Consider the following 25855-nt stretch of genomic DNA (forward strand, 5'->3'; position numbering starts at 1 on the left):
CCGTCCAGGCCGAGCCTGCACGCGCGCACGGTGGCCCCCGGATCCTCCGGCTGGGCCGCCGCGTGCTGTCTGGCCGTCAGGGTGTCGGCGGCCCGCCGCTCCCGCCGGTTCCCATCAGGATGTAGGCCAGCGTGACCACGCCCGCTCCGACGAGCAGCGCGCCGCCGGCCGCAGGGTGCATGTACGCGATGTACGCCGCGAAGACGCCGAGCAGCAGCAGCACCAGGAGGCGGAGGTCGAGGGGCCCGTTCACCAGGTCACCGCCGAGCTGACCGACGGGGACCACGATGGTGCCGGCCGCGGCGAGCTTCCGCGCGCGGCGCCGCACCCGGTGCAGCCGGCGCTCGACGGACTTGCGGGTGGTGCCGAGCCGCCGCGCGATTTCCTCCTGGGTGGCGCCGGTGGTCAGCATCGCCTCACAGACCGCCTGCTCCTCCATCGTGGCCTCCGCCAGGATCAGGCGCGGGGTCTCCCGCAGCACGGTCTGCTCCTCGGGACCATCAGAAGGCCGTCGAAGCGGTCGTCATCCCGGCGGCACCGACCCGGCCGGAGGAGTACGACACCGCGACCCGCGCTGTGCTCGACCACATCGACCGCCAGGCCGTGCGCACCGTCGCGGACGGCCGGCCGGAGCGGACCCGCTCCGGCTACGCCCAGGACTGGGCGAGCTGGACGAAGTTCTGCACCGCCGCCGAGGTGCCGATGCTCGCCGTCACCCCGGGCACCCTCGTGATGTTCGTGCAGTGGTTGTGGACCCAGCCCGGATGGAAGAAGAGGACGTTCACCGCTCCCTCGACCATCGACCGGCGCCTGTCCGGCACCGTAGTCTCCGCCCGCGCAGACCACGGCGTGCGGCTGGAGGACGGCATCGCCCGCCTCGCCCGCAACCGCCTCAAGCAGCTCGTCAAGGAGATGGAGGCCAGCGGGGAGACCCGCGGCCGCGGCCAAGCCCCGCCGCTCCTCGTCGACCACCTCGTCGCGATCAGCGCCGCCTGCCCGGACAACCTCACCGGCATCCGCGACCGGGCCCTGGTCCTCATGCACTTCGCCGTCGCCGGCCGCGAACACGAACTCGCCTTCAACCGGGTCCGCGACTACGCGCTCACGCCCGACGGGATCCGGGCCGACCTCCGCGTCTCCAAGGTCCACCCCCGCACCGTGCCCGTGCCGTACGGCTCCCGCCCCTCGATCTGCCCGGTCCGCGCATGGACCGCCTGGAAGGACGCCGCCGGCCTCACCGACCCCGACGGGCCCGCCTGGCGCCGCCTGCACAACCGCTGGCACACCGTCCTGAAGGGCGGACTGTAGCCCGAGTCCGTCGGCGACGTCATCACCCGCGCCGGCGAACGCGCAGGAATCGAGATCCGCTTCACCGGCCACAGCCCCCGCCGGGGACTGGCCACCTCCTCCCGCCTCAAGGGCCACGACCAGATCGTCATCGCCAAACAGGGCGGCTGGGCCCCCCACTCCAAAGTCCTCGCCGGATACCTGGAAGTTGTCGACCAATGGGAGGACAACGCACTGCTGGGAGTGCTGTAGGCGCTAACGCGATTCCACGGGTGGCGGCAGAATGAAGAGCAACCCGACGCCCGCGACGTATTTCCAGCAATATGGGTTAAAGGGGGTCGGGCTCGGCCTGCAGCGCGCCGCGTCGTAGAGGACATTCACCGCTGATCCTGGCACCCTGGGCACATTCAACAATCCGCCATCTCGGTTGCCGGTGCGCTTACGGTGGGACGATCCAGACGGATTACTATTCTGGTCGCTGGGGTGGTTTCCCCCAAGCCGGACGTTGCAGATATAAGAGCCATTTACCCAGTGTCCACCGAGGCCGTGACACTTGTCTGTCTTGCCGGGCTGGCCGCCGCCGGTGTCGGTGTCCTGCTGGTTACTTGTGTCGGTCCGCGGATTGCTGGTGTCGGTGCCCTGCGGGTGGCTGCCGTCCTGCTGGCTGGTGTCGGAGCCCTGCGGGTGGCTGCCGTCCTGCTGGCTGGTGTCGGAGCCCTGCGGGTGGCTGCCGTCCTGCTGGCTGGTGTCGGAGCCGCTGGTGTCGGTCCCAGATTGGTCACTGCCGGAATCGTCCTGCGCTGCTATTGCCGGGGCTTGATGGGCTGCCGTAGCGATGGTTGCACCTGTTGAGAAAGAAAGCGCTGCAGCCAAGCATGAGGCGCCGATACAAGTAGGAATCCGGTGGCGCTGAAGGGTGTTCATGATGGTTCCCTGACGGAAAAAGCGACTACGGTCCATGCGAACTTGACTCGCAGTTCCTGCGGTAACCACTTTCACGGGGGACGCGTGGACAGGAGCCAGTCCCCATACACTCCATCCTTCACCTCGTAGCTGCTGATGGCAAAGGAATCTGGCCGCCGAATTTCACTGAACGTTCAACTGTGATGACATAGCAGTGCTCCCCTGCTGGTGCCCGCCGGTATCGAGTCCGCCGCCGCAGAGCCTGGCGACAACCTCCCGGACCAAAGGCCACGGCTCACATATGACGGAACCAGGCAGCACAAAATCTGCTACGAAAAAACAGGCTTGACGGACACTCAGGGGTGGAACGTGGCGAACACGGATCTGTCGGTCACGACGAGCACCACGACCCGTCAGCCCGCGGTGCCGGCGCCCGGACGGTTCGACGCCGCGACCGAGGACCGACTGGACCGGCTCGACCGCGAGGCGAGCCGCCACGTCGACGACGCCCGCCCCGCCAGCACCCGCACGTCGTACGCCGCCGACTGGAACACATGGCTCCGATTCTGCGTCGAGGCAGACCTCCCGCCGGCGGCCGTCCGCGCCGGCACCCTGGTGGCGTTCGTCGAGTGGTGCTGGCACCAGCCCGCGCGGCCACCGCAACCCGGCCGGCCTGCAGGCAGGCTCACCACGCCCACCACCATCGACCGCCGCCTCTCCGGCGTCGTCGTCACCGCCCGCCGACAGCTCAAGCTCCAGCTGCAGCAGGACATCGCCGAGGAGGCCCGCGCCCTGCTCAAGGCGAAGACCAAGGCCATAGCGAAGACGGAGGAGACGCGCGGCCGCGGCCCGGCCCCCGCCCTGCTCGTCCGGCACATGGAGAAGATCGCCGCCGCCCTGCCCGCGAACCGGTTCGGCGTCCGGGACCTCAGCCTGATGACCATGCATTTCGCCATCGCCGGCCGCGAGCACGAACTGGCGTGGCTGCGCGTCCGCGACGTTGCCGAGGACCCCGAGGGCCGCGGCCTCATCGTGGACGTGCGCGTGTCCAAGGTGTCCCCGCGCGTGGTCGAAGTCCCGTACGGATCCCGCGCCCACCTCTGCCCGGTCCGGGCCTGGAGCCGCTGGAAAGCGGAGGCCCGCCTCGACGACGACCCGGACGGGTTCGCCTACCTCCGCCTGCACAACCGGTGGGGGACCGTCCTGCAGGGCGGACTTGACGCCGAGACCGTCGGCGACATCCTCACCCGCATCGGCGCCCGCGCCGAGCTCGACATCCGGCCCACCGGGCACAGCCCGCGCCGGGGGCTGGTCACCGAATCCTCCCGCGCCGGCAACCCCGACGCCGTGGCGGAGCGGCAAGGGGGATGGGCCCCCGGCAGCAAGGTGATGAGGAAGTACCGCGAGGTCGACGACGGGTTCAGGGAGAACGCCCTGCACGGCGTGCTATAGGCAGCAGGCCTTTACTGCACGCGCGGCGGTCGCGGGGTGCTGGGTACGGGGCGATCCGTTCCACCACCCCGGTGGAGGGCCGTCACCAGTTGAGTCGGAGGGGGGGCTGGTGAAGCCACGCATGGAGTGGACCCTCCTTCGTGGAGACCAGAACCTTGTGGAACGCGTTCGCAGGAACGCCGTCGTATTCGTGGCGAACGACGTCCTCGTAGACCGGCTCCGTTACACAGAGGACGTGGTCGCCGCTTGCATCGCGCAGCGCATCCCGCAGGACGTTGGAGTCGAGGAGCTTGGAGGCGCGGGTGAGGTCACTACCCACCCAGTGGCCTTCTTCGTTCAAGGTCACGAAGCCCGGCGTCACAACGAGCCGCATCCGGATCTGGGAGGAGGCCGACGTGCGCCGATTGGCGACAGCCAGGTCCTCGGGAAGGACTTTGAGCAGGGACCGCACGAGGCGGCCCGCAGGCAGAGGGGCGGAGATCACCGTCAAGACGGCGTCACCCCAGTCGGCGCGCGCACGCCCCCCCGGGCTGACTCCGGCTTCGTATGTGACCTGATCAAGAAGCTTGATCAGCTTGTGCCGCATGGTTTTCCACCCGGCTTCGTCTTGTGCGGCTCGGCTGTCGACGTCGGCCATCAGCAGGGTTCGCAAGACCGGCCTCTCCACGGCGGCCACAGGAGGCTGAGCCGGCGGGACCGGGTTAACCATGGGGAGAATTCGCGAGGAACCATCTGCTTGCGCAGCCTCATCCCACAGGCCGTGGAACCGTTTCACCTCAGTGTCCGCGTCGGCGCCGGGCGTCCGGCCCGCAAGCTCCACCACCAGCACCTGCACCAGCCCCCATGCCGGCAGCCGCGGCTTGGTGAACGCGTCATGGATTCGGCTTGAGCTGACCACCCCCGCGCCGAGCGCACGAGCCAGCTCCCGTACCGAAGGCCATCCCGCCCGCCGATGAACCGCGTGCAGCTCATCACTCAACCTCTTGCGAGGCCCCGGCGGAAACGTGGGAGCCGTGAGCCGAGCCATACGCCATCCTCGCCGTGTCCAGAAGTGTCCAACAACGTCCTATAGGCAACGTACCGCGTCCGAACTCGTAAATCTCCGCCTTGAGTTGTCGGGGAGCGTCAGACCACGTCAGCGGGCCTGAAGTCGGGGCGAACCTGAGTGAGACCGATCGGAATCGCACCGGGAGACACCATGATCGACACCGCACTCACCCTGGTAGTCCAGGGCCTGCTCACCGAACTCCCCGCCAGCCTGATCACGGCCGCATTCACCGCGCTCGCCGTCTGGGGCGTACGCAAATGGGACGCACAGCGCAACAAGTAGACGGATCCCCGGAGCATCCACGAGCGGTGCCCCACCGGCCCGCTGGCCGCCTGGGCCGCCACCGGGCCGGGGAACACCCGGCGAACCCTCACCACGGGGACCACCGCGTGCCGCGTCGACCCGACCGACTCGGCACGCGCCACAGACCTCGGGAAATCCACCCCGTCAACATCCAGCCACCCGGCGACGGACCCTGGCTGGGCCGGACAGCCCTGCCGCCGCACCCGTTCAACCGTGGAAGACCGATATCCGCTCGGCCGCATACGTGCCGTCCGACAGCTGCCCGTCGGTCAGCGTGAACCACACCTTCCCCTCCGGCCCGGTCCAGAGGACCCAGGCGCCGACGGGACGGCTGCTGGGGTAGTGGACCGGCTGGCCGTCGGTGGCCCGGGCGCCGAGCAGGGTGTAGGTGCGGATCGTCGCGGCCGCCGTGACGGCGCCCGCGGCGGGCGGCGCGGTCCGCCGCCGACGGATCCAGCCCCAGATCCCGGCCGCCATGAGCACGGTGAGGCCGCCCAGGGTCTCCGCGGTCCAGCCGGTGAGCACGTTCGTGAGCATGTCATTGTCCTCTTCTGCGTTGTGATGGAGAGCGGAGCATGGAGGGACGTCAGCGCTAACGTCGCGTCCTGGGCGGCACAGTGCGATAGCCGGCGGTTAGCCCCGCAACCCCAGCCGGGCAGCGCTGTGATGAGCAAACCGTCCGACGGCAGCGGACCGGTACCCCCGGAGGCCCGGCAAGGCCGCCAAAGCCGCCAAAGATCAACTAGGGGGCCGATCGCCTGCAGGCCTCGTACGTCCTCCGGGACTTGAGGTAGGCGCACCCCTTCGTGTACCGCTCGCAGCGATCCCTGGTAATGGTTATGGGGGGAAGTCATCACCGCGCAGGATGAACTGTCATATGCCAGTCCCGAGAATCTAGTTGTCGCGTCACGACTGACAGTTGAAACTGTCACTCATGACTCTCGACAGCGAGACCGACATCTGGACCGACGTCAACACGATCCGCACCCCCGCCTACGCCGAGCCGTCCGAGGACGACGTGCTCGCCCTCCAGGACGCCGTGGCCGAAGCCGCCGACGCGATGGCCTGGCAGATCTCCGAACGCGCCCGTGCCCACCGCGCGGTCGACGGCCAGGTCCCCGACCGCGTTGTGCTTTCCGGCGACTACCAGCTGGCCCTGCTCCACGCGCTCCGCCAGACCGCGGCCGCCGTCGAGAAGCGGGCCGGCGCCGCCGCGAAGGTCGCCGGTCACCAGGGCGCCAGCTACGCGCGGATCGGCGAGGCCTGGGGCATCAGCCGTCAGTCCGCCCGCGTGAAGTGGCCCGAGGCCGTCCCCTCCCGCGCCGACCTCCCCCAGCCGCCCGTCACCGTCCAGCACGCCGGCGGCACCGCCGCCGTACTCCACCACCAGGCCACCGACCACTGGATGTTCACCGCCGTCGCCGCCGACGGCACCCACCACACCAGCGCACCCGACTACCCGACCAGCGCTGCCGCCGCCAACGACGCGAAAGCCTGCCTCGCCGAACACACCACCAGCACCGTCACCTGGACGTGCACGCACTGCGGAGCCGAGAACGGCGACGCCTTCTCCTGCGGGTTCTGCAGTACCCGGCGGACCGCCTGATGTGGGCATCGATCGTCGCCGTCCTCGGAACCCTCGCCGGAGCCCTGACCGCCGGACTCCTCCAGCACCGCTCGGCCCGCACCGCGCGAGCCGAGCAGCGCGCCGACGACCACCGCGAGGACCAGCTCGACGCCGTCACACAGTTCTCGGCGGCGCTCGACGCGCACCGCTCCGCGATGTTCCACCGCGAGCGCCTCACCCTGACCGGCGCCGGATCGGAACCGGAGCTGGAGGCGCAGACCCGGTCCCACGAGACCCGCGCCGCCATCACCGCGCCCCACATCCGCCTGCAGATCCTGGTCCCCGAACTGACCATCCCAGCCCAGCAGGCTGCTGACGCCACCTACGCACTGCGCCGGGCCAACGACAGGGCCGAGCTGGACGAACGGCGGCACGCCGCCAAGGAGGCCGCCGCCGCCTTCGTCACCGCGGCCGCCGCACGGCTCAGCCCCCACGGTCGCTGAAGGAGACCGACTCCGTTCGGCGACGCAGACGAGGAACCGTCGCCGAGGTCCAGGCCCAGGCGGAAGCCCGCAACGTGAGCGCCCCCAGAGCAGGAGTCGCATCGTTGTACCGGAATGATCAGTACACAGCAGATCGCCGGTGAGAACGCCGCCTTGGACCTGATGCTGGCCCATCTCGCCCACGACGCCGCAGCCATCGCCTCCGCGACGGCCGACAGCGCCGCCTGCCCGACCACCCAGGCCTACGCGCGCCAGCAGCTCTGCGGACTGCTCCACGACGCCGTCCTCGCCCGCCCCGATCTCTCCCTCAACCGGCCGGCCTTCCTCGGGCCCGCCGGACGGGCCTGGCTCCAGCACGTCACCATGCACGGACCCGTAGCGGACACCGTCATGGCCCTCGCCGACGACGGAGCCGACCCCCGCCACCACCTCGACGACAGCCAGTGGATCGCCACCTACGCCATCAGCGCCGTCGCCCGCCTCATCGACATCTACGGTCCGGACGCGGCCGCCGAACGCCTTACCCAGCTCCGGGACGCTGGCTAACTCCCCAGGCGGGGAGGCGAGGGTCGTGCGCGTGCGGTGGGCGTGCGCGGCCGCTCCTGGGGAGGGTGGCTTTGTTCACGAGAACGGGTTCTGGCACAGGTTCCGGCAGCAGTGACTGAGCGTTGCGAGCCGGGAGGCGGTTGCCTCGCTGGTCAGGGCTGGATTTGATCCGGCTCGACGAGGTTAGGGTGCTGATTCACCGAACTGAGGAGAGCTGGCGTGCACGACAGACCGCGGATCGAGGAAGCCCTTGATGCCCTACGTGCCGAACTGGAGGTCGGGCGGTCGACGACGGAGTTGACCACCCGGGCTGCGTGGCTGGCCTTCATGCGATTCGCGCGACGGCGCTTTGCCACCGCGCCGACGCCCGACTCAGACGGCTTGCTCTTCCAGTACGGCACGTACGCCTTCAGCGGGCGTCCGATGTTCACTGTGGACCTCACGCGACAGTTCGACATCAGTGACGACGGCGGTGAGCACGACCACTACGTACAGATTCACTGCGAACTCCGCTACGAGTGCGAACCCGCCCTGGACGTCCTGGGAACCTTCAACTCCTGGTTCTTCCACGACGCCAACGCGGGCCTCGACGAGTGGCTCGCTGCCATGGAGGGGCACTTCGAACCGCTGCTGGCTCGTGTGCCCTCCGAGATCGACGTGTACGAGGAGCCGGTATAGGTAGTCACGCCAGCAGGACTCGCTTGCGCAGGAGGTCGAAGCCGGCGCGGCCGAACATCTGACGCTTCAGCATCTTGATCCTGTTGACGTGGCCTTCGACGACACCAGAGCTCCAGGGCAGGGTGAGGCCGGCGATGACAGCGTCGCGGTCTCGGTCGATGCCAGCGGCCAGGGTGTGGAGGCTGGGCAGGTCGTCCTGTCGGACGGCGTCGAGCCAGTCCGGCAGGCGTTCGCCTTGACGCCCGGTAAGCATGGCCGCGAAGGACCGCACATGCCGGGTGAGCGCGTCGAGTTCGGGGCAGTGTGTCCGCACATTCTTGAGCTGTAGCTGCTCGGATTCGGTGAGGGTGTCCGGGTGCCGGAGGATCCATCCGGCGACGGCTCGGGGTGAGGGCGGCCGTGCGGTCACCGGCCGCGGCGAGGTGCGCTTCTTGTGCAGGTAGGCGCGGACGCGCTGATAGCTGCCTCTGTAGCCCAGCGGGACGATCTCTTCCCAGAGCTTCCAGGCGTTGGTGCACCCCTCATTCCAGCGGTCGTCGAGGTAGGTCTTGTACTCGTCGAGGACGGATGCCCGGTTCTGCCACTGCCCATCGAAAAGGTCTTCGGGAGCGTCAGCACGGGAGAACCGCAGGACCGTGTTCTGACTCATGCCGAGTTGCCGGGCCACGGACCGCTTGCTGTGCCCAGCGTCCAGCAGTGCGTGAATGGTGGCGTGCTTGGCTCGTGTGCGTTCGGCGAACCGGTGGCCCATCGGCCAGGGAGAACTGGACGGCATACCTTCGGACGCGGGCTCCGGCCCAAGGCCAGCGGCCTCAGGAACGAGGGCTCGGAGGCAGTGGCGGTGCTGGGCGACGGATCGTTCGGCGGCTTCGCTCAGGTTATGCCAGAGGTGCCATCGGTCCGCGACCTGGATCGCCTGCGGCGCTCCGGCTGTGGCCCCTTCTGCGAAGAAGGGCGCACGGTCCCGGCAGACGACCTCTACGCCAGGACGCTCGGCGAGCCACGCAGCCAGACTTGATGCTTCCCTGTCGGGGAGCAGGTCGATCGGGCGGCGGGTTTCGACATCGACCAGGACGGTGCCGTAGTGGCGGCCCTTGCGGGTGGCGTACTCGTCGACGCCGACTACCCGCGGCGCGGGCACCTCCGGCTCGGGAAGAGCGTCGACCGGGCGCAACACCGTGCTCCGGCTAACGGCCACGCCCAGGACGGCAGCCAGCCGGGCACCGGCCCGGCCGGCCAGGGCGAGACCGACTGCGGCCAGGGTGGAACGTTGTCGCTCAGTGCGCTGGCTGTGCCTGCGGGTGAGGCCGGGTATCTGTTCCGCGAAGGTCCGGCGGGGGCACATGTTGTTCCCGCATCGGAAGCGCCGAACTCGTAACTGGAGTACGACGCGTCGTCCGGCGCTCGGCGCGTCAGCGGGAAACCGCAGGTAGGAGCTGTGAACCCGGGTCGACCAGGCTCCGCATCCCGGACAGGCGGCGCCGACCGTGGTGCATTGCGCGTCAACACGCACTATCTCGATATCCACGTCCACCGACACCACCGCGACGTCCGCGATCGCCGGGAACAACAACTCCTTCAACCGCAGCACGACCTCTTCCACGGTCCGGACTGTCAGCCCAGCAGTACCGACCAACGCCTATTTTCGGGCGCCTTCGCAAGCCGTCCAGGGACGCTCAGCTGTCACTCACCGTGGCCCCTGCACAAAAGCTGGCTCTGTCGCAATTTTGGGGGTAGTTGGGCATCTATCGGGTGTGATGGGTGGGGTGCAGGTTTCTGATCTTCTTCTTCCGGGTGTCGCCGTGCGTGTCGACCAGTTGGTGCTCACAGATACGGAGGTCCGGCTCGCCGTACGGTCCGGAGCGACGTCGGCTGCGTGTCCTGGTTGTGGGCGGAAATCCTCGAGAGTGCACTGCTACTACCAGCGGACTCTGACGGATCGTCCGGTCGCTGGCAGGCGTGTACGGATCGAACTGCGAGCGCGCCGACTCGTGTGCGCGCACGACCGCTGTGTCCGTCGGACGTTCGCCGAGCAGACCGGCCCTGACCCGTCGCCACGCACGCCGCACGGACGCTCTCACCGCTCAGCTGACCGATGTGGCCTTGTTCCTGGGCGGCCGGCCAGGCGCTCGCCTGTTCCAGCGCATGACCATCGACATCTGCAAGGACACCCTGCTGCGGCTGATCCGCACTCTGCCGCTGCCCGCGTCCGGGCTGGTTCCGCATCTTGGGGTCGACGAGTTCGCTGTTCGAAGGGGACGGACCTACGCGACGATCCTCATCGACATGGCAACACGCCGTCCGGTCGACGTCCTGGCAGACCGGGCCGCAGCGACCTTCGCGTCCTGGCTGCGGGACCATCCTGAGGTCCGGATCATCTGCCGCGACCGGGCCGGCTCCTACCGTGACGGGGCTCAGGTTGGTGCCCCGCAGGCCAGGCAGGTGGCCGATGCCTGGCACCTCCTGAACAACCTGGCGCAAGCAGTCGAACGTGTCATTGGGCGGCACCGTGCTGACCTGCGACAACCTCTCACCTCCCACGATGACCGGACCGAAGACGGCCCGGCCCCTGCAGTTCGCGACCGTGCAGAACTGGACGTTCACGGACGGCCGCGACCTCTGGTCGCCCGCACCCGCGAACGCCACCAACAAATCCACGAGCGCATCGAACGCGGCGACAGCCTTCGTGCGATCGCACGCGACCTCGAGCTGAGCCGCGGCACCGTCAACCGCTTCGCACGCGCCGCGGATGTCGATGAACTGCTCATAGCAGCCATCCACCGACCCAGCCTGATCGACGACTATCGCCTCTACCTGCACCATCGCTGGATGGAAGGCTGCACCAACGCTTCCGCCCTCACCCGGGAAATCCAGCGGCTGGGCTACCGCGGCGACCCCAACTCCGTCCGCCGGCACCTCAAGCCCTACCGCGACGGCGCGATCCCGGCCACCGCTCCCTTGCCAAACCTCACCGTCCGCAGGGTCACCGACTGGACCATGCGCCGACCCGAGCACCTCACCGATGTTGAACGGAAGGGTCTCGACGAGCTGTGTGAGCGGAACCCTGCGCTGGCGACGACCGTCGAGTACGCCCGCCGCCTGGCCTTCATGATCCGCACTCGGCGCAGTGAACACCTTGCCCTCGACGTCTGGATCGCCGACGTCCGCCTCGACGGCCAACGCGAACTCCGCACCCTGGCCAACGGCATGCGACGAGACCGCGCAGCGATCCAGGCCGCCCTCACCACGACCTACACCTCCGGAGCAGCCGAGGGCAACGTCACTCGGATCAAGCTGCTGAAGAGACAGATGTATGGCCGTGCCAACTTCGACCTCCTACGACGCCGCATCCTGCTCTCACCATGATCAAGAGACCGCGACCCCCAAAATTGCGACAGAGCCAAGTTCTGTGGAGTGTCACTCCCCGTGGTGCAGGACCCTTGATGGCCGGCCGGCTGGGAGACGTTCTCATGAGTGACCGGGCCCGTTCAGGCGTTCGGTGGGACCGGCGAAGGAGAGGAAGAGAGTCCGCGTGGTGAGCAGCCAGGTGTCGTCCACCTTGCGGAAGGTGTCTTCGTAGTGCCCCACCTGAACCGGGGGCCGCGGCGGTACGAGGCCCTCGCTGTAGCCGTCGACACGGTACGTGGTGAAGTAGGTGGTGGCGGCGGCGGTGTCCGCAGAGGTCACGGTAACCAGGATGTTGGTGCATATACGGCGCGACAGTCGGTCTGCGGGCCGGTTGCCGAAGTAGATGCGCAGGGCCTCGTGACCCGCGATGCGGCGGTCGCCGGCGGGCCATTCCCAGGTGCCTTCCTGCGTGAAGAGGTCGGCCACCGAGCCCGGGTCCCCGAGGTCGAGCCGGTGGACGAACTCGACGACCAGCCGCTCACAAGCCCGCTCTGCGAGCAGGCGCTCCATCGGGTCAAGAGTTTCAGCATTCATGATCAACTCATATCAGGTCGCCCTGGCTGAGACAGCCTCACCCGACCCTTCAGGCAGATCTGGACGCTCCGCCGAAGCAGAAGCACACTGCGAAGCGGATCTTTGACAAAACCGCACGTCGTGGGTCCCGACATCGGCACTCCCGCGGCGCTGTTCGCCGCGGCCCGGCACCCGGACCGGTTCGAGAGCCCAGCTCCCGGCCCTTGGCCGCCGGCCCGGAGTGCGCCCGCTTCTTCGCGGCCGGCGCCTTCTTTCTGTCGGCCGCCCGGGCGCCGGGGGAGGCGGCCTTCTCGCCGGTGTCCTTGGGACTCCGGGCCCGCTCGACACTGGCGCGCAGGGCCTCCATGAGGTCGACGGCACCGGTCGGCTCCGCCGCCGGTTCGGCCTTCTCCACCGTCTCTTCGGCCGCCGAATTGGTCGTCAGTGAACTGGTCACCAACGCCTACCGGTACGGCGGCGGGTCGGGGACCCTGCGGCTCATCCGCGACCGCAGCCTGATCTGCGAGGTTTCCGACGGCAGCAGCACGGCTCCGCACCTACGACGGGCGCGCACCACCGATGAGGGCGGCCGCGGACTCTTCCTGGTGGCCCAGCTCACCGAGCGGTGGGGCACCCGCTACACCCGGGACGGCAAGACCGTCTGGACGGAGTTCCCCCTTGCCGCGGGCGAGTCGTAGCCTCACGGAACATTTGTGCGAAGCGTTCGGCGGCTGGGCGGGATGTGCCATGTCAACGGGGGAACTCCGCCACGGCCGTGCCGAGGTCGCGTTCGGTCTCGCCCGCACGCTGGAGTCCTCGGTGGGTCAGGTGCTCCAGGCGCTCGCGGGTTTCGGGCAGGGTGATCAGGGCCTGGAAGGTGGCGGCGTCGGAGCGGATGTGCGCGGGCTCCGCCAGCGTGAGGTCGTTGATCGAGCGCTTGGCGGCCCGGACCCCCTGGGGCGGGAATCCGGCGATGCGCCCGGCCAGGTGCTCGACGAAGCCGTCCAGTTCGGCGTCGGGCAGGGCACGGTTGATCCAGCCGTAGCGCTCGGCGAGGTCGGCGGTGAAATCGGCCGCTCCCGCGACGGCCTCTATGGCGCGAGCGCGGCCGAGCCGCCGGGTCAGGTGCTGGATGCCGCCCGCGCCGGGAAGGGCGCCGGTCCCGCACTCGAACTGGCCGAAGACCGCGTTCTCGCGCGATGCGAAGGTCATGTCGCAGGCCAGTGCGAGTTCGTTGCCGCCGCCGCGGGCACGGCCGCGCACTTTGGCGATGGTGATCACGGGGACGCGCGACAGCCTGTGCAGGAACATGCCGAGCGAGGCGTCACCGGGGCCGCCGGCCTTGGCCGCCTCTGCGGTGTACTGCGGGACCGCGGTGAGATCCACGTGCGCCGAGAAGTAGTCCGGCGAGGCGCTGTCGATGACGAGGACGCGTACGTCGCCGGGGTCGTCGTCCAGGGTGTCGACAAGGGAGACCAGGTCACGCACCAGATCGACACCGAGGAGGTTGAGCGGGCCCGCGTCGAGGGTGGCCCACAGAACGCCCTCTTCGAGCCGGGTCCGGATCGAGGAGCAGGCGAAGGTCATGGGGACTCCGTTCGGTACCCGGCGACATTAGCCCTCTCCCCGGGTCCCGCGGGCGCGCCGTCGCCGCGTGTCGCTGTCCGTGTTGTCATAGACACGTTTGCGTCACGGCCCGGGGCGCGTGCCACGAAGGCCCCTGAGAAGACGGGAAAATGAGCGAGATCAAGCCCCGGTTCCGGAAAATCGACGGACTGTCCATCCGGTACGCGGAGAGTGACGTGCCCCGCGCCCGCGAGGCTCTGCTGCTCAGCCCGTGGCCCGAGAGCCTGTACGCCTATGACGCGATCTGGTCGAAGCTGGCCCGGCACGCTCACCTGACCGCGGTGGACCTGCCCGGGTTCGGCCATTCCGAGCTGCGCGAGGACCTGCTGTCCCCGACCGCGATGGGTGACTTCATCGTGCGGGTGGCCGCTGGTGGTGGGCACCGGAGGGACGGCAGTCCCGCTGAACCTGGGAAGCCCCCTGAAGGACTGGGTGTTCGACGAGGACCTGTCCCCCTATCGGGCCATGAGCGCCAAGGCCGCCGTGACCGCCGCGATCGGCGGCATCCACGGCTACGAATTGCCGGACGTCGTGCGCGAGGACTACCTCGCGTCCTACACGGGTCAGCGGTTCGCCGACCAGCTGCCCTACGTCCGCGCGTACCCCGCCGAACTGCCCGTCCTCGGCGAGCTGCTGCCCCGCCTGGAGACGCCGGTCCAGATCCTGGCAGGCCGCAACGACGCGGTCGTACCGCCCGAGAACGCCGAGTATCTGGACCTGCACCTGCCCAACAGCAAACTGGACCTCATCGACGTCGGCCACTTCGCCTGGGAGGAGGGCGCCGACGCCTACGCCGACGTCGTCACCCGCTGGTGGGAGGCCAACTGACCCGGATCGGCATCCCGGCCGCCGCAGCTCGCTCCGAAGCCGGGCCCGGCGTGCTCCCCGGGCCACCCTCCACCGGGTTCCCGGGCGCGGCCCGCGTCCGGCCGTGCGAGTCTCGTCGAAGGCGGCACCTGCACGAACCAGGAGTGGTTAGTCATGGACATGAAACTCGAAGTCGTAGTGGTGCCGGTGTCCGACGTCGACCGGGCCAAGGACTTCTACACGCGGCTCGGCTGGAGGCTGGACGCGGACGTCGCCCCGGACGAGACCTTCAGGGTGGTGCAGGTGACGCCGCCCGGCTCGCCGGCATCGGTCATCTTCGGCACCTCGGTCACCTCCCAGACGCCCGGCTCGGCCCAGGGCCTGCACCTGGTCGTGGACGACATCAACGCTGCACGCGAGGAGCTGAAACGGCTCGGCGCCGAGCCGAGCGAGGTGTTCCACGACGCCGGCGGCGTCTTCCACCACGCCGGGACGGAGGCCCGGGTGCCGGGGCCGGATCCCCAGCGCACGAGCTACGGCTCGTTCCTGTCATTCAGCGACCCGGACGGCAACGGCTGGCTGCTCCAGGAGATCACCACACGACTCCCGGGACGCCTCGACCCCGCGGCCACGACGTTCGCCTCGGCCGAGGACCTGGCGAGCGCGCTGCGCCGTGCCGCGGCCGCACACGGGGAGCACGAGGCACGCATCGGTGCGGCGGACGAAAACTGGCCCGACTGGTACGCCCGGTACATGGTCCAGGAGCAGGCGGGGACCGAACTGCCGTCGTGACCTCGTCGCCCCGCGGGAGGACAAGGCCCGCGCGCCCATTTCCGGCTGCTGGTGCACGGCGGTGGGCGGAGGCGCACCCTGGGAGGTGGAGGCGGTCATCTCGAACCAGGGAGCAGGTCATGCCTTCCCTACACTTCCACGTGAACTCTTCGATGAGCCCGGACGAGGTGATGGGCGTGCTGACGAACTTCAGCCCCTCCCGCGTCGACGAGTGGTCTTCCATCGATGCCGAGCACTTCCAGGTCCACGAGCGGGGCGACACCTGGGCGGAGGTGACCGAGGGCAACGACAAGTCCTGGGAGCGTGCACGCTACGAATGGGACCGCTCGGCGATCAGCGTCAGCGTCACCACCCGTGACTCGGTGCCCTTCGGCCCGGGCGGCTGGGAGTTTCACATGACTCCCACGGACAACGGCACCCGCGTCGACGTAAGACTCGAACGGCACCCCACCTCGTTCACGTCGAAGGTGAAGTCCTCGATCATCCCCTTCGCGGGTCCGGTCTTCCGCAGGTCCTTCAAGGAACCTCTGCACACCACATGACCGCGCTGCTCCCGCACGGCGCGCCGCGTCGCCCGCTCGTCAGCCAGCCCCAGTCCCGGCGCCGTGTGACGCCGACGGTCTCGGCACGCGTATGGCGCTGCGGTTCCGAACGAACGGCGCGCGCAGCGCCCCGCCGCGCATAGCGAGCACGCTCCACTCGAAGCGGCCCCGCCTTCCTTAAGTTCTAGTGGTCGTTGCAACACCCCAGCTCAAGGGGTGCGATGGACTTCGAGATCCGCAAGGACAGACGACCGCAGGGGGCCAAGAAGCTGACCCGCGAGCGGGCCGCATACTTCCAGCTCATGGAGCAGGGCTACAGCACCCGGGAAGCGGCCCGCATCGTGGGCATCGACGTCCGCACGGGCAAGAAGTGGCGCAACAGCCACGCGCCCGGCAAGGGCCGCAGGGCGACTCCCCCGATCTACCAGGACCACGGACAGACGTCTGGGCACCGGGCAGATGAAGGGGAGCCGCCCTGTCGGCCGTTGCGGTACCTGCAAGAGAACGACCGCATCCACATCGCCGACCGGCTCCGCGAGAAGGCGTCGATCCGGCAGATCGCCACAGAACTGGGCCGCAGTCCCTCCACGATCAGCCGTGAGATACGCCGCAACCGGCGAACCACACCCAACGGAGGCTGGCACTACCGGCCACACACCGCGCAGGCCCGCGCCGACGCCCGTCGGCCCCGGCCGAAACCCGGCAAGATCGGCCAGAACGTCGAACTGCGGGACTTCATCCAGGGCCACCTCACGATGCGGTGGAGCCCGGAGCAGATCTGCCAGGCTCTGCGGGCACGCTTCCCCGACCGGCCGGAGATGCACGTGACCCACGAAACGATCTACCAGGCCCTCTACGTCCAGGGCCGCGGGGAACTTCGCCGGGAACTGACCCGGGCACTTCGCACCGGCCGGGCCCACCGCCGTCCGCACCGCCACGCCCACAAGCGCCTCTCCCGTCCGGTCAAGGACATGGTCATGATCAGCGGCCGGCCGGCCGGCCGAGGCCGAAGACCGTGCCGTCCCCGGGCACTGGGAGGGCGACCTCATCATCGGCAAGGACGGACGATCGGCCATCGGGACGCTGGTCGAGCGGTCCACGCGCTACGTATTGCTCCTCCACCTGCCGCACGGCCACAGCGCAATCGCCACCCGCAACGCGCTCACCACGGCCGTCCGGACACTCCCGCCGCATCTGTGGCGTTCCCTGACCTGGGACCAGGGCTCAGAGATGGCTGCCCACCGGGCGTTCACGGTGGCCACCGACATCCCGGTCTACTTCTGCGACCCCGCCAGCCCCTGGCAGCGCGGCTCGAACGAGAACACCAATGGCCTCCTACGGCAGTACTTCCCCAAGGGAACCGACCTGGCCGCCCATACTCCGCAGCACCTGGAGACGGTGGCCGCAGAGCTGAACAGCCGCCCACGCAAAACGCTCGGCTGGGAAACCCCAGCCGAGCGCCTCGCTAAACTCCTCGCGGCCTGATCAACCAACCACGGTGTTGCAGCGACCCCTCGAATTCACGTTCCGGCGGGGCCGCTTCGCCATGTCCGGGGCCGTCTTCACGCGCGGGCGCACGCGTGTCCGGGCCAGGCCGCGCGGCAGGTCGGCGCCGGGCTCGGGACGAAGACCGGGGAACGGGCCGGCTGCCGACCGGGCTGTCGGGGCCGGTCCGTGCTGGCCTGAGCTGAGCTGGGCTGGACCGTGGTAGTGAAGGCCGGCCCCGCCCCGAAAGGAAGCAGGCCTCTTCCTCCGGCTATCGCGGAGAAAGACACCTCATGCAGTTAAGCCGTCAAGACGACGGGGTCTGGAGGCGTCGGGAAGGCGATGGATTCGTCGAAGGGGATCCGGGCCTGGAGGCAGTGGTGGAGCTGGCCGAGCATCCGGTTGAAGAGGTGCCGCAGGGCCTGCATGTGCCAGTCCCCGCCGGTCCGTCGGCGCCGGTAGTGGGCGTCGGCGCCGGCCGAGCCGCTGAGGGAAGCGAAGGCCCAGAGGTGGCCGACATGGTTGAGCCGGTTGTTCTTGACGAACCGGCGCCCGACGTAGTGGCGCTTGCCGGAAGCGCGGGTGATGGGGGCCGCGCCCGCGTATGCCTTCAGCCCTCCGGCGGTGGCGAACCGGGTGCGGTCGTCGCCGATCTCCGCGAGGATCCGTGCGCCGATCTGGGAGCCGATGCCGGGGAAGCTCAGCATGATCGTGGCGTCGGGATGGGAGCGAAAGGCTTCCTCAGTGGCCTGGGCAAGATCGGCGACCGCTTCGCAGACTGCGTCCAGCTGCAGGAGCAGGGCCGCGGCCTGCTTGCCCATCGCGTCTTCGACCAGCGGGGCCTGGTGCGGGGCTTCGCGGCGGAAGAGCTGCTGCAGGCGCTCGGCATCGGCTTCGATGTTCCTGCGGCGGCCGGCCCGCTTCATCATGTCGGTCAGGCGCCAGAGCGGCAATTTGCCGGCCAGTACGGGCGTCGGGGCCACCGCCAGGATCCGGCGGGCGTCGGGGCGGGCCAGACCGCCCGGCTTGTCCTTGAACGCCTCCAGGAGCCCCGGGAAGTACTCGCGCAGCAGTGAGCGGAGCTGGTTGCAGACCTGCTGCCGGTTCCAGACCGCGTCCTGCTGAGCTCGGGCCAGGACAGCCACCGCCTGGGCCAGTTCGGTGTCGGCGGCCAGGGGCCGGTGCATCGGCATGTCCGTGCGGATGATGTTGGCGAGCATGAGGGCGTCACCGGGGTCGGACTTCTTGCGGCTCACGCCGTGGCGGTCGCGATAGCGGGAGGCCGCCATCGGGTTGACCGCGAAGATCTGCTGGACGCCAGTGCGGAGCGTGGCGACCAGCAGGCCGCGGCTGGTCTCGATCGCCACCGGGATCGGAGACTCGACGCTGTCGCCATGGTCAGCCAGCAGGTCCAGCAAGACCTGATAGCCCTCCAGGTCGTGCAACCCCTAGTACACCTCTACGTGCAACCCTCCAGCCCCCTTCCGGTGCAACTGCCCAGGGGCCGCATCCACCTTGGCTTGCCCACCTCGGCAGCGCAGCGGATCATCGTCCGCGTGACAGCCGTGAATCCGGCCGCCGAGGCGCTACTCGCCGGCATACCCGCCCTTGCCCCCTACGCCCGCAAGGCCACACTGCTGCGCCCTCGGGCGGGTGAGCCGTCACCGCACAGCAGCCACGTCGGTGGCCCGCTGCTGTGGCCGGCCGACCAGGAGTGGCCCAGGTGTCGGGGGCCGCACATGGTCGAAGTACGGGAGAAGCTGTCCGACGCGGATCGGGAGACTCTGGAGCGGATCGATCGGGACGCGCGGGCCCGGCGGGCAAGCAGAGCTGATGGGGTGTACGAGGTCATCAGGGAGCAGTCCCACATCCGTTCACGGATCATGGACGGCGCCACCGTGCTCGACAGGGTCACGTGGGAGCGGATCCGCCTGGTGCCGGTCCCCAGCGACCCTGGCGTACCCCTGATCGGGGTCCTGCAGCTCCTCAAGCAGGACGTACCCACGGCTGACTGGCCGGAAGCCATGGACGTGCTGCAGGTGCTGTGGTGCCCCCAGGAACACTCCGAGCTGCCGGGGCAGAGGCACTACTGGGGGCCCGCAGTCGAGATGCACTACCGTTCAGCCTCTTCCCTCGCAGTCGCACAGGATGTCCCCAGACCTGTCGATGCCGTGGCCTCGTATGTGCCACGGCCCTGCCTCCTCGACCCTGTCGAGGCCACCGACCTCCCGGAGAAAGACGAACTGCCCGAAGACCTCTTCGGCGAGGCGGAGGCCTGGGCCGACGAGCACGGGATCGACTACCACCGCGGCCTGGCCTGCCTTAAGGGATGGAAGGCCGGCGGCTGGCCGAGCTGGCACCTCACGGACCTGGTCCCGATCTACTGCGGCTGCGGCGCGAGGGCTCGCCTGTTCCTCACGATCGACAGCGGCCGCGATCCCGACCTCAACGTCGGCCGATTCGGCGAGCTGCGCATCTTCACGTGCCCTGTGAACGCCTCGCACCCGATCCGGCTGAACCTCCAGTAACCCCCCTGCCTCGTGCCACGCCACCGCCGGGCCCCCAGCGCACCGAACTCAGCTCCGTACGGCAGGTGTCTTGCAGCTCGGGCAAGCCTCTCCGCCCTTCGGGCAAGCCTTGGGTGCACTGGTCTGGGCAAGCCTGCGCACGCGCGTGGGCAAGCCCGGCTACAAGGACAGGCAAGCCCTGAGATCGAATCGGGTGCAACCCTGGTGAGAACCGGCCGGGAGCGTCCGCGAGTTCGTCGGCCTGCGGACCGTGCACCTCAACGTCCCACTCGCTGACCGACTTGCCCGTCGCCGAGGTCGGGGCCATTCCACGATTCGCATGCGGGTCGCCGCCAGCCCCGAGCCGCGGACGCCCTTGTCGTACGGAATGTACGCGTCCACGACGGAGACGACACCGAACTCCTTCACGGCACGCGGTCACGGCACCGGCCTCGGCCGCCGCGGCCTGCCTCTTTGCCTGCTCGAACTGGCGTGCAGCCTCATATGCCTTCGCCGTCTCCGAACTTCATTCTGAAAGATCAGTGACAGGCGACATGCCGGAGGCGGTGGCAGGGCGGCAAAGTCGGTCCCTGCCCTTGGGCGGCTGAACTCAGGGGAGGTCGAAGGTGATGCTCCCCGAACCGTCCCAGTCCGGCGCCTCCGTGAGCGTGAGGGTTCCATCCCCCGCCTCGAAGACTCTCACCAAGATCCCGCCGTTGTCCTCGTCGGGAAACACGATGGAGAAGTGGGGGTCCATCTCCATGAGGAAGTCCCAGCCCTCGCGCTGGGTCATGTCGAGGGCACTACCATGCCGACCGGTTGCCCGCCACGTGCCGACCGCGTCTGCAGCGACAGTGATGTCGATGTCGTACTTCTCAAGGCACGTCGCGTGATTGGCCCACCATTCAAGGCGGGCCTGCCCCGCGAATTGATCCATGAGCACACTATGCACGGTGCCCAGGCCGGCCGGGCGAGTCTGTGCGGCTGCCGGCCGCCGTGGGGCAGGCTGTGAGACAGAGCGGCAGGGGCAGTCCGGACAGAACTCAACGAAAAGGCATCAGCCCCCGCCAAAGCCGCGGAAGGCCCCTGATCCATCAGCGGCGTCGGCGAACTCCGCAAAGTCCATGTTGGCGATGCTGAGGTTGGTCGAGATGTCAGGAAACCACCGAACGGAGACCCTGAACGTCCGCCCAGGCTCGTCCGAGAGGTCCACTGCCAGGAGCGGGTGACCCGCATCCTTCATCGTGGCCGCGTCCGCCAGAAACATGTAGACGATCTGCTCGTCTTCGTCCGCAGCAGCCTCTTCATCCAGCAATGCCTGGACTCCTACGCCAGCAAAGCAGAGCTCGCTGACATACGTGGCATGGGGGTACTCGCCAGCCGCGTCGAGTGCGGCACGAACCACCTCCCAGGCTCCCTCGTCACCGAAGTCGGTACGCAGGACCAGCGAGGTCAGATCATCGGGCTGAGGCAGAGGCATTTGGTGATCCTCTCACCTGACGCTGACACATCGACTGCCCAGACCAGGCGCCCACCGCGCCGACGGAACTCCTCAAGCAGCCTGGCGATATCAAACACCCTCGCCAGGATATAACGCCCTTTTAGGCCTCGCCGCGTGAAAAGGGGCGACAGCCGGGCGCCGGGCATGCCCATCCGCTCGTAGAAGTCACCCCAGGCCACGCCCCGGTAACGGTGTCGGCCAGAGGAAGGCACGTCCACGGCGGACGTCTACCCTCGGCTCATGACCGACCCGATACGCTCCGGCGCGACGCCCGCCAGGCGCGACCTCTTAGTCCTCGTCAGCCTCGGCGGGGCCATCGTGATCGGCGTCGGCGGGTTCCTGGCCGGCCGGGCATCCGTGGACGCGAATCCGCAACCACCGAACTGCTCCAGCACCCGTGAGGCGAGCGCCGCCGCCCTTGCTGCCGCGCAACCCTCTCCGGCGCCTACCTATGTGGCAGCGCCCGCTCCCGACCGGATCAAGCTCCGAGAGGCTAGCCACCTCGTGCTCCAGAACCCGACCTGCTACAGCGTCCAGGAACGCGCTCAGGCCCAGGTCCTCCTTGACCAGTTGAACGAGGCAGGCTAGCGGCGGCGGAAGACGTCCGGTTACTCCTTGGCCGGCTCCCGGACTGCATCCCTGATACCCTGCTCCACCTTATGCCGGTCCTGCCCGGACTTGGTCGCGTGTTAGGTCACCGCGGCCTGCAACGCGGCAGCGGCATCAAGCCAGGGCCCGCCACGCGGTAGGGCTGTACGAGCCGGCCAGAGCGCGGGCACGCGCCTCGTCGGCGGTACGGCGGAGCTGGAGGAGTTCGTCGGTCAGTTCGATTGCCACCGCGCGATCCTACGACTCCTCGCCCGGCCCGCTGGCAGGACCCCTCAGTCCACGCCTCGGGGCCTCCGCCACGCCACTCGATCGGCGGCCCGCCCGCCTCATCCGCCCAGCCCGCCCGGCGCAGGAACTCCGCCACGTCGCCGAGCCCGTACGCGAGTCCGAGGACCAACTCCGTGTCATGCACGTGGACGGTCACCCGGCAGCCACCTGTCGGGGGCGACAGGATGGACGGTGGCCTGTGTCTGATCGGCCACGCCTCCATCCTGCGCGAGCGCGCCTAGTCCAGCGCGCCGAGCGCAGTGTCCGGCCTCGACGCCGTCGGCCAGTGCACGTCGGACGGCCTCGCGGTCGGCAGGCAGGCAGGCAGGCAGCACGATCGGGTGCCGAATGGTGCCGTAGCGGCTCCCTGTTTCCACGAACAGCCAACACGGCTGCCCCACACGAACCATGATGCTTGTTTATGCCTAAGAAAAAGGATCCGGAGGAGGCCGCCGCCGAGATGCGCGCCCGCGGCTTCACCCCGTCCGTCACCTATCCCGGCGCCACCGCCCCATGGCCCGGCACCTGCGTAAAGTGCGGACAGCCTTGCTCTCCTCGCTACGCCAACGTCGTCACGAGCGGGCAGGGTCCGTGCCGCCGCTGCTCCGGCTCTGAGAAGCGCACTGAGGACGAAGCCCGCGCGATCATGGCCGAGCGCGGACTCACCCCCCAAGGCCCCTACCCCGGCAACAACACCCCCTGGATGTCGGTGTGCGGCACGTGCAACGGCATCACCACACCCACGCTCACCAGCGTCCGTAAGGCCCTCCGCCAGGAACAAGGCAGGGGCTGCGACCTCTGCCGCCGCAACGGCGCCATCGCCCCCGAAGAGGCCGCCGACCTCATGCGCGCTGCCGGCGCCGAACCGCTGGTGAGGTTCCCCGGCGTCAAGAAACCGTGGCAGGCCCGATGCCTCAACGAGGAGTGCAGGCGCGAGGTCGCGCCGGTCTTCGACAGCATCAAGCATGCCAAAACCGGCGCATGCAAGTACTGCGGTGGCTACGGCATCCGCGCTGACGACCCGGCGTTCGTGTACCTCATGATGCACGGCCGCCTCGCTGCGGTGAAGATCGGCATCGGCAAGACTGGCAGCGACCGGATAGAGGAACACGAGCGGGAGGGCTGGCGTGAGGTGATCAGCGCCTCCATGCTCGGCCACCAGGCCCGCGCCGTGGAGGCCGCCGTCCTCGACCTCTGGCGGGACGTCTTCCACCTCCCCTACGGCGTCCAGCGGGGCGACATGCGCCAGGCCGGTCACACCGAGACGATTCGGCTGGCGGACCGCTCAGTGGAGAGGGCGAAGGCCGACCTGGCAGCGGCTGTATCCCGCGAACTCGGCCCCGAGGTGCCCCGGTGACCGGGCCCCTGGATCTGCGCGCCCTCGTCCTGCTGCTGCTCGGCACCGTCGCCGCATACATCGCGTACATGCACCCCGACGCCGGCATCGCGGTGCTCGTCGGGGTCGGGGTGGTGACGCTCGCCTACCTCCTGATGAGCACGGGCGGAAGCGGCGGGCCACCAGCACAGTGATGGTCCGAGCTGTATGGCCCCCACGGGGCGATACAGCTGACCTGCGCGAATTCCAGTACTCAGACTGGCCAACAAGAGCGCTAGGTCTCAAGTGTGACTGATTCCCAATCGTTCTTGTCAAGGTCATGGGACCTGCGCGGACGTTGAGAGGGTCTGATCGGCTGAGCGCACTGGCTGCCACAAACGCCGTTGTCAGAGACCTGTTGGACAATCCATTCCGTGACCGCAGCAGGGAGACCCGCAGCGGCAGGTTCGGTGCGGTCTGAAGGATCACAAGGAGGACGGATTGGAACGCCAACGGGCGGCGGATGATCTCCCCCTGCGCCTTGATGAGCTGGCGGCCGGACTCACGGATCCGGACTTCGACCTCGACGACCTTGCAGAAATCGAAGAGGAGCTCGTAGCCGCCCGGCGGCGGGAGCTGATTCCGCACCTGGAACGGCATCTCACGGCAGCCGTGGAAGCGGGCAACTGGTACGCCCGTCATGTGCTCGCCCGGATTCTGGCCGAGACCGCCGGCCACACGTCCCTTGCCGCCCTGTTGCGGGCCTACTCCCGCAATCTGGGTGACGACCAGGACTCCCTCTCGACGAGGCTCCATGTACTCGCGCAGGAGGACCCCGCCGCCGCGCGCGAAGTCCTCCTGCCGTGCGCCGTTGGCAACGATGAGGACCTTCGCAGGGCGGCGATCTGGCTGCTCGGCTTCGTCCCCGAACCAGCCGATCTCAGCCTGCTGGCCCACTCTGCGCAGGACTCGGACGAAGGAGTCCGCAGCGCGGTCGTGGGCACGCTCGGCAGCCACGGGACAGAGCCGGCGGCCATCGACCTGCTGTTGGACCTGCTGGACGACCCTTCCCCGCAGGTGCGTCTCTCCGCCCTCAGCTCCTTCGGCTTCCTGCAGCAACCCAGAGCCCTGCCGAAGATCCGCTTGCTCGCGAACGACGACAACCCCCGCGTTCGAGCCTGGGTCGCGATCGCCTTGGGCCGCTTTCCCGCCCTAGAGCCCGCAGACCCCGCGACCTCGGCCGTGCTTGACCAGCTGGCAGCAGACGCTGACCCGTATGTTCGTGACCAGGCAACTGAGGCACGTCAGCGCAAGCCCCTCCGCGGCTGACGAGGCGTGCGTTTCATGCGGCGCTGGCCAGGCCCTACGGCGCTATGGGGACGCGGACCTCGTTGCGGATGATCGCCGTCTTCGCGGCGAAGGCCTCAAGGTCGAACTCGGCCGGCGGCTTCTTGAAGTCCACGGTCTGGGACACGTGCGCCACGGCCGATCCGTCCGCCCAGGAACAGTCGGGTTCCCAGGTCGTGCCGAAGCGATCGACCTCTTGGACGATCCGGCAGGACACGGGCTCCGAGGAGCCTTGAGGGAAGATCGTGCGAGGGCCGATGATCACGGCGGAGCGCATGTCCGGGACGCTGGTCCGACGATCGAGAATCTTCAGGAACTCGTCGCGGGCCGTGACTGGGTTCAGTACGGTTCCGTACACCCCGGTCACCGCGAGCACGGACCCCGACGTCTCTGTGGTTCGGTCGCTCGGCTCATAGGCGGCGAAGGCGGAGACGCCGTGCTCGATCTGGCCCGAGAGCATCGTCGGGATGTTCTGATCGGGCGCGGAATGGTCGGACTCCGTGAAGGCGCCCTTGAGTACCGTTTGGGGCATCTTCAACCGGTAGGGGCCCGCTGGAACGGAGGCCTGACCCGGGCCGTTCGTCGGAACGATCGCACTTCCCCCGCTCCCGCCACAGCCAGCCAGCGCCACTGCGAGCATGGCCGCTGCCGCCGTCCTGAGATGTCGCCTCACGTGTCTCCCCCACCACAGTCAGTCCAACATGATCACTTTGTCATGAGGCGGCTTGCCAGGCTACGGGGCCGCAAGGCCCGGCCAGATGGCCTCGGCCGTGGCCCGCAGCGGTGCGGGGGCCAAGTGGAACGCACAGCGGGCCAACCATCGCGCTCAAGGGCCACTTATCGCACACA

General features: G+C 68.8%; 26 protein-coding genes and 4 pseudogenes. 19 read left to right on the top strand and 11 right to left on the bottom strand.

Features of this window, described 5'->3' with window-relative positions; genetic code table 11:
- Positions 1–76 precede the first annotated feature (76 nt).
- Complete coding sequence (locus ACFYZ4_RS11295) at positions 77–481, bottom strand: hypothetical protein (RefSeq protein WP_390783716.1); 405 nt, start codon at positions 479–481, stop codon at positions 77–79.
- A gap of 95 nt (positions 482–576) precedes the next feature.
- Between ACFYZ4_RS11295 and ACFYZ4_RS11300 the strand changes: the two genes are divergently transcribed.
- Entirely contained in the window at positions 577–1308 is a 732-nt protein-coding gene (locus tag ACFYZ4_RS11300) for an integrase (protein WP_390783717.1), read from the top strand.
- A gap of 234 nt (positions 1309–1542) precedes the next feature.
- On the opposite strand, the gene ACFYZ4_RS11305 is transcribed toward ACFYZ4_RS11300, so the two are convergent.
- Complete coding sequence (locus ACFYZ4_RS11305) at positions 1543–2211, bottom strand: hypothetical protein (protein ID WP_390783718.1); 669 nt, start codon at positions 2209–2211, stop codon at positions 1543–1545.
- A 348-nt stretch (positions 2212–2559) separates the two neighbouring features.
- On the opposite strand from ACFYZ4_RS11305, the gene ACFYZ4_RS11310 reads away from it, so the two are divergent.
- Positions 2560–3642 carry an integrase gene (locus tag ACFYZ4_RS11310; protein ID WP_390783719.1) on the top strand — a complete coding sequence of 361 codons (1083 nt, stop codon included), beginning with the start codon at positions 2560–2562 and terminating at the stop codon, positions 3640–3642.
- A gap of 82 nt (positions 3643–3724) precedes the next feature.
- Here ACFYZ4_RS11310 and ACFYZ4_RS11315 read toward each other — a convergent pair whose 3' ends face one another.
- Positions 3725–4621 (bottom strand): hypothetical protein, encoded by an 897-nt coding sequence (locus ACFYZ4_RS11315; protein WP_390783720.1) that lies wholly within the window; start codon positions 4619–4621, stop codon positions 3725–3727.
- 219 nt (positions 4622–4840) lie between these two features.
- On the opposite strand from ACFYZ4_RS11315, the gene ACFYZ4_RS11320 reads away from it, so the two are divergent.
- Positions 4841–4972, top strand: a complete 132-nt coding sequence (locus tag ACFYZ4_RS11320) for a hypothetical protein (protein WP_390783721.1) — start codon at positions 4841–4843, stop codon at positions 4970–4972.
- 228 nt (positions 4973–5200) lie between these two features.
- Here ACFYZ4_RS11320 and ACFYZ4_RS11325 read toward each other — a convergent pair whose 3' ends face one another.
- Positions 5201–5530 (bottom strand): hypothetical protein, encoded by a 330-nt coding sequence (locus tag ACFYZ4_RS11325; protein ID WP_390783722.1) that lies wholly within the window; start codon positions 5528–5530, stop codon positions 5201–5203.
- Between the two features lie 397 nt (positions 5531–5927).
- On the opposite strand from ACFYZ4_RS11325, the gene ACFYZ4_RS11330 reads away from it, so the two are divergent.
- The 4 genes from ACFYZ4_RS11330 (at position 5928) to ACFYZ4_RS11345 (ending at position 8287) form a co-directional block, all read left to right on the top strand.
- Positions 5928–6599 (top strand): hypothetical protein, encoded by a 672-nt coding sequence (locus ACFYZ4_RS11330; protein WP_390783723.1) that lies wholly within the window; start codon positions 5928–5930, stop codon positions 6597–6599.
- Entirely contained in the window at positions 6599–7063 is a 465-nt protein-coding gene (locus ACFYZ4_RS11335; protein WP_390783724.1) for a hypothetical protein, read from the top strand. The genes ACFYZ4_RS11330 and ACFYZ4_RS11335 overlap by 1 nt, the downstream gene beginning before the upstream one ends.
- Positions 7064–7177: 114 nt before the next feature.
- On the top strand, positions 7178–7609 hold the full coding sequence (locus ACFYZ4_RS11340; RefSeq protein ID WP_390783725.1) for a hypothetical protein: 432 nt from the start codon (positions 7178–7180) through the stop codon (positions 7607–7609).
- Positions 7610–7828: 219 nt separating this feature from the next.
- Entirely contained in the window at positions 7829–8287 is a 459-nt protein-coding gene (locus ACFYZ4_RS11345; RefSeq protein ID WP_351291807.1) for a hypothetical protein, read from the top strand.
- 4 nt (positions 8288–8291) lie between these two features.
- Here ACFYZ4_RS11345 and ACFYZ4_RS11350 read toward each other — a convergent pair whose 3' ends face one another.
- A complete protein-coding gene (locus ACFYZ4_RS11350) occupies positions 8292–9890 on the bottom strand; it encodes an ISL3 family transposase (protein ID WP_390783726.1) in 1599 nt (532 codons plus the stop codon).
- 154 nt (positions 9891–10044) lie between these two features.
- On the opposite strand from ACFYZ4_RS11350, the pseudogene ACFYZ4_RS11355 reads away from it, so the two are divergent.
- Positions 10045–10278, top strand: a pseudogene (locus tag ACFYZ4_RS11355) (transposase family protein); the annotation flags it as partial.
- A gap of 19 nt (positions 10279–10297) precedes the next feature.
- Positions 10298–11653 (top strand): ISL3 family transposase, encoded by a 1356-nt coding sequence (locus ACFYZ4_RS11360; protein ID WP_390783825.1) that lies wholly within the window; start codon positions 10298–10300, stop codon positions 11651–11653.
- Positions 11654–11755: 102 nt separating this feature from the next.
- Here the strand turns inward: ACFYZ4_RS11360 and ACFYZ4_RS11365 are convergent, their stop codons facing one another.
- Entirely contained in the window at positions 11756–12229 is a 474-nt protein-coding gene (locus ACFYZ4_RS11365) for a nuclear transport factor 2 family protein (RefSeq protein WP_390783727.1), read from the bottom strand.
- Between the two features lie 404 nt (positions 12230–12633).
- Here ACFYZ4_RS11365 and ACFYZ4_RS11370 point away from each other — a divergent pair.
- A pseudogene (locus ACFYZ4_RS11370) lies at positions 12634–12906 on the top strand (ATP-binding protein); the annotation flags it as partial.
- 52 nt (positions 12907–12958) lie between these two features.
- Here the strand turns inward: ACFYZ4_RS11370 and ACFYZ4_RS11375 are convergent.
- Entirely contained in the window at positions 12959–13795 is an 837-nt protein-coding gene (locus ACFYZ4_RS11375) for an enoyl-CoA hydratase/isomerase family protein (protein ID WP_390783728.1), read from the bottom strand.
- 411 nt (positions 13796–14206) lie between these two features.
- Here ACFYZ4_RS11375 and ACFYZ4_RS11380 point away from each other — a divergent pair, with 411 nt between their 5' ends.
- The 4 genes and pseudogenes from ACFYZ4_RS11380 to ACFYZ4_RS11395 all read left to right on the top strand — a co-directional run bounded on the left by ACFYZ4_RS11380 (position 14207) and on the right by ACFYZ4_RS11395 (position 17460).
- Positions 14207–14662, top strand: coding sequence for an alpha/beta fold hydrolase (locus ACFYZ4_RS11380; RefSeq protein ID WP_385585513.1), 456 nt, complete (start codon positions 14207–14209; stop codon positions 14660–14662).
- Between the two features lie 153 nt (positions 14663–14815).
- On the top strand, positions 14816–15433 hold the full coding sequence (locus ACFYZ4_RS11385; protein ID WP_390783729.1) for a VOC family protein: 618 nt from the start codon (positions 14816–14818) through the stop codon (positions 15431–15433).
- A 119-nt stretch (positions 15434–15552) separates the two neighbouring features.
- Positions 15553–15975 carry a hypothetical protein gene (locus tag ACFYZ4_RS11390; protein WP_390783730.1) on the top strand — a complete coding sequence of 141 codons (423 nt, stop codon included), beginning with the start codon at positions 15553–15555 and terminating at the stop codon, positions 15973–15975.
- Positions 15976–16169: 194 nt separating this feature from the next.
- Positions 16170–17460, top strand: a pseudogene (locus tag ACFYZ4_RS11395) (IS30 family transposase).
- A 299-nt stretch (positions 17461–17759) separates the two neighbouring features.
- Here the strand turns inward: ACFYZ4_RS11395 and ACFYZ4_RS11400 are convergent.
- A pseudogene (locus ACFYZ4_RS11400) lies at positions 17760–18899 on the bottom strand (IS110 family transposase); the annotation flags it as partial.
- Between ACFYZ4_RS11400 and ACFYZ4_RS11405 the strand changes: the two are divergent.
- Entirely contained in the window at positions 18855–19988 is a 1134-nt protein-coding gene (locus ACFYZ4_RS11405) for a hypothetical protein (RefSeq protein WP_390783731.1), read from the top strand. The pseudogene ACFYZ4_RS11400 and the gene ACFYZ4_RS11405 sit on opposite strands and share 45 nt — an antisense overlap.
- Before the next feature lie 589 nt (positions 19989–20577).
- Here the strand turns inward: ACFYZ4_RS11405 and ACFYZ4_RS11410 are convergent.
- Together ACFYZ4_RS11410 and ACFYZ4_RS11415 are read right to left on the bottom strand one after the other, a co-directional pair.
- Positions 20578–20904, bottom strand: coding sequence for a hypothetical protein (locus tag ACFYZ4_RS11410; protein ID WP_390783732.1), 327 nt, complete (start codon positions 20902–20904; stop codon positions 20578–20580).
- A 120-nt stretch (positions 20905–21024) separates the two neighbouring features.
- On the bottom strand, positions 21025–21447 hold the full coding sequence (locus ACFYZ4_RS11415; protein ID WP_390783733.1) for a DUF6924 domain-containing protein: 423 nt from the start codon (positions 21445–21447) through the stop codon (positions 21025–21027).
- A gap of 261 nt (positions 21448–21708) precedes the next feature.
- Between ACFYZ4_RS11415 and ACFYZ4_RS11420 the strand changes: the two genes are divergently transcribed.
- From ACFYZ4_RS11420 to ACFYZ4_RS11435, 4 genes are all read left to right on the top strand, one after another.
- A complete protein-coding gene (locus tag ACFYZ4_RS11420; protein ID WP_390783734.1) occupies positions 21709–22056 on the top strand; it encodes a hypothetical protein in 348 nt (115 codons plus the stop codon).
- 709 nt (positions 22057–22765) lie between these two features.
- Positions 22766–23701 (top strand): hypothetical protein, encoded by a 936-nt coding sequence (locus ACFYZ4_RS11425; RefSeq protein ID WP_390783735.1) that lies wholly within the window; start codon positions 22766–22768, stop codon positions 23699–23701.
- Entirely contained in the window at positions 23698–23874 is a 177-nt protein-coding gene (locus tag ACFYZ4_RS11430) for a hypothetical protein (protein WP_358726848.1), read from the top strand. The genes ACFYZ4_RS11425 and ACFYZ4_RS11430 overlap by 4 nt, the downstream gene beginning before the upstream one ends.
- A 286-nt stretch (positions 23875–24160) precedes the next feature.
- Complete coding sequence (locus tag ACFYZ4_RS11435; RefSeq protein ID WP_390783736.1) at positions 24161–24988, top strand: HEAT repeat domain-containing protein; 828 nt, start codon at positions 24161–24163, stop codon at positions 24986–24988.
- Positions 24989–25022: 34 nt separating this feature from the next.
- Here ACFYZ4_RS11435 and ACFYZ4_RS11440 read toward each other — a convergent pair whose 3' ends face one another.
- Positions 25023–25538: a hypothetical protein gene (locus ACFYZ4_RS11440; protein ID WP_390783737.1), complete on the bottom strand. Its 516-nt coding sequence runs from the start codon at positions 25536–25538 to the stop codon at positions 25023–25025.
- Between the last annotated feature and the right edge of the window lie 317 nt (positions 25539–25855).

Origin of the sequence: Streptomyces sp. NPDC001513 (assembly GCF_042894695.1) — a bacterium.
Lineage (GTDB): Bacteria > Actinomycetota > Actinomycetes > Streptomycetales > Streptomycetaceae > Streptomyces.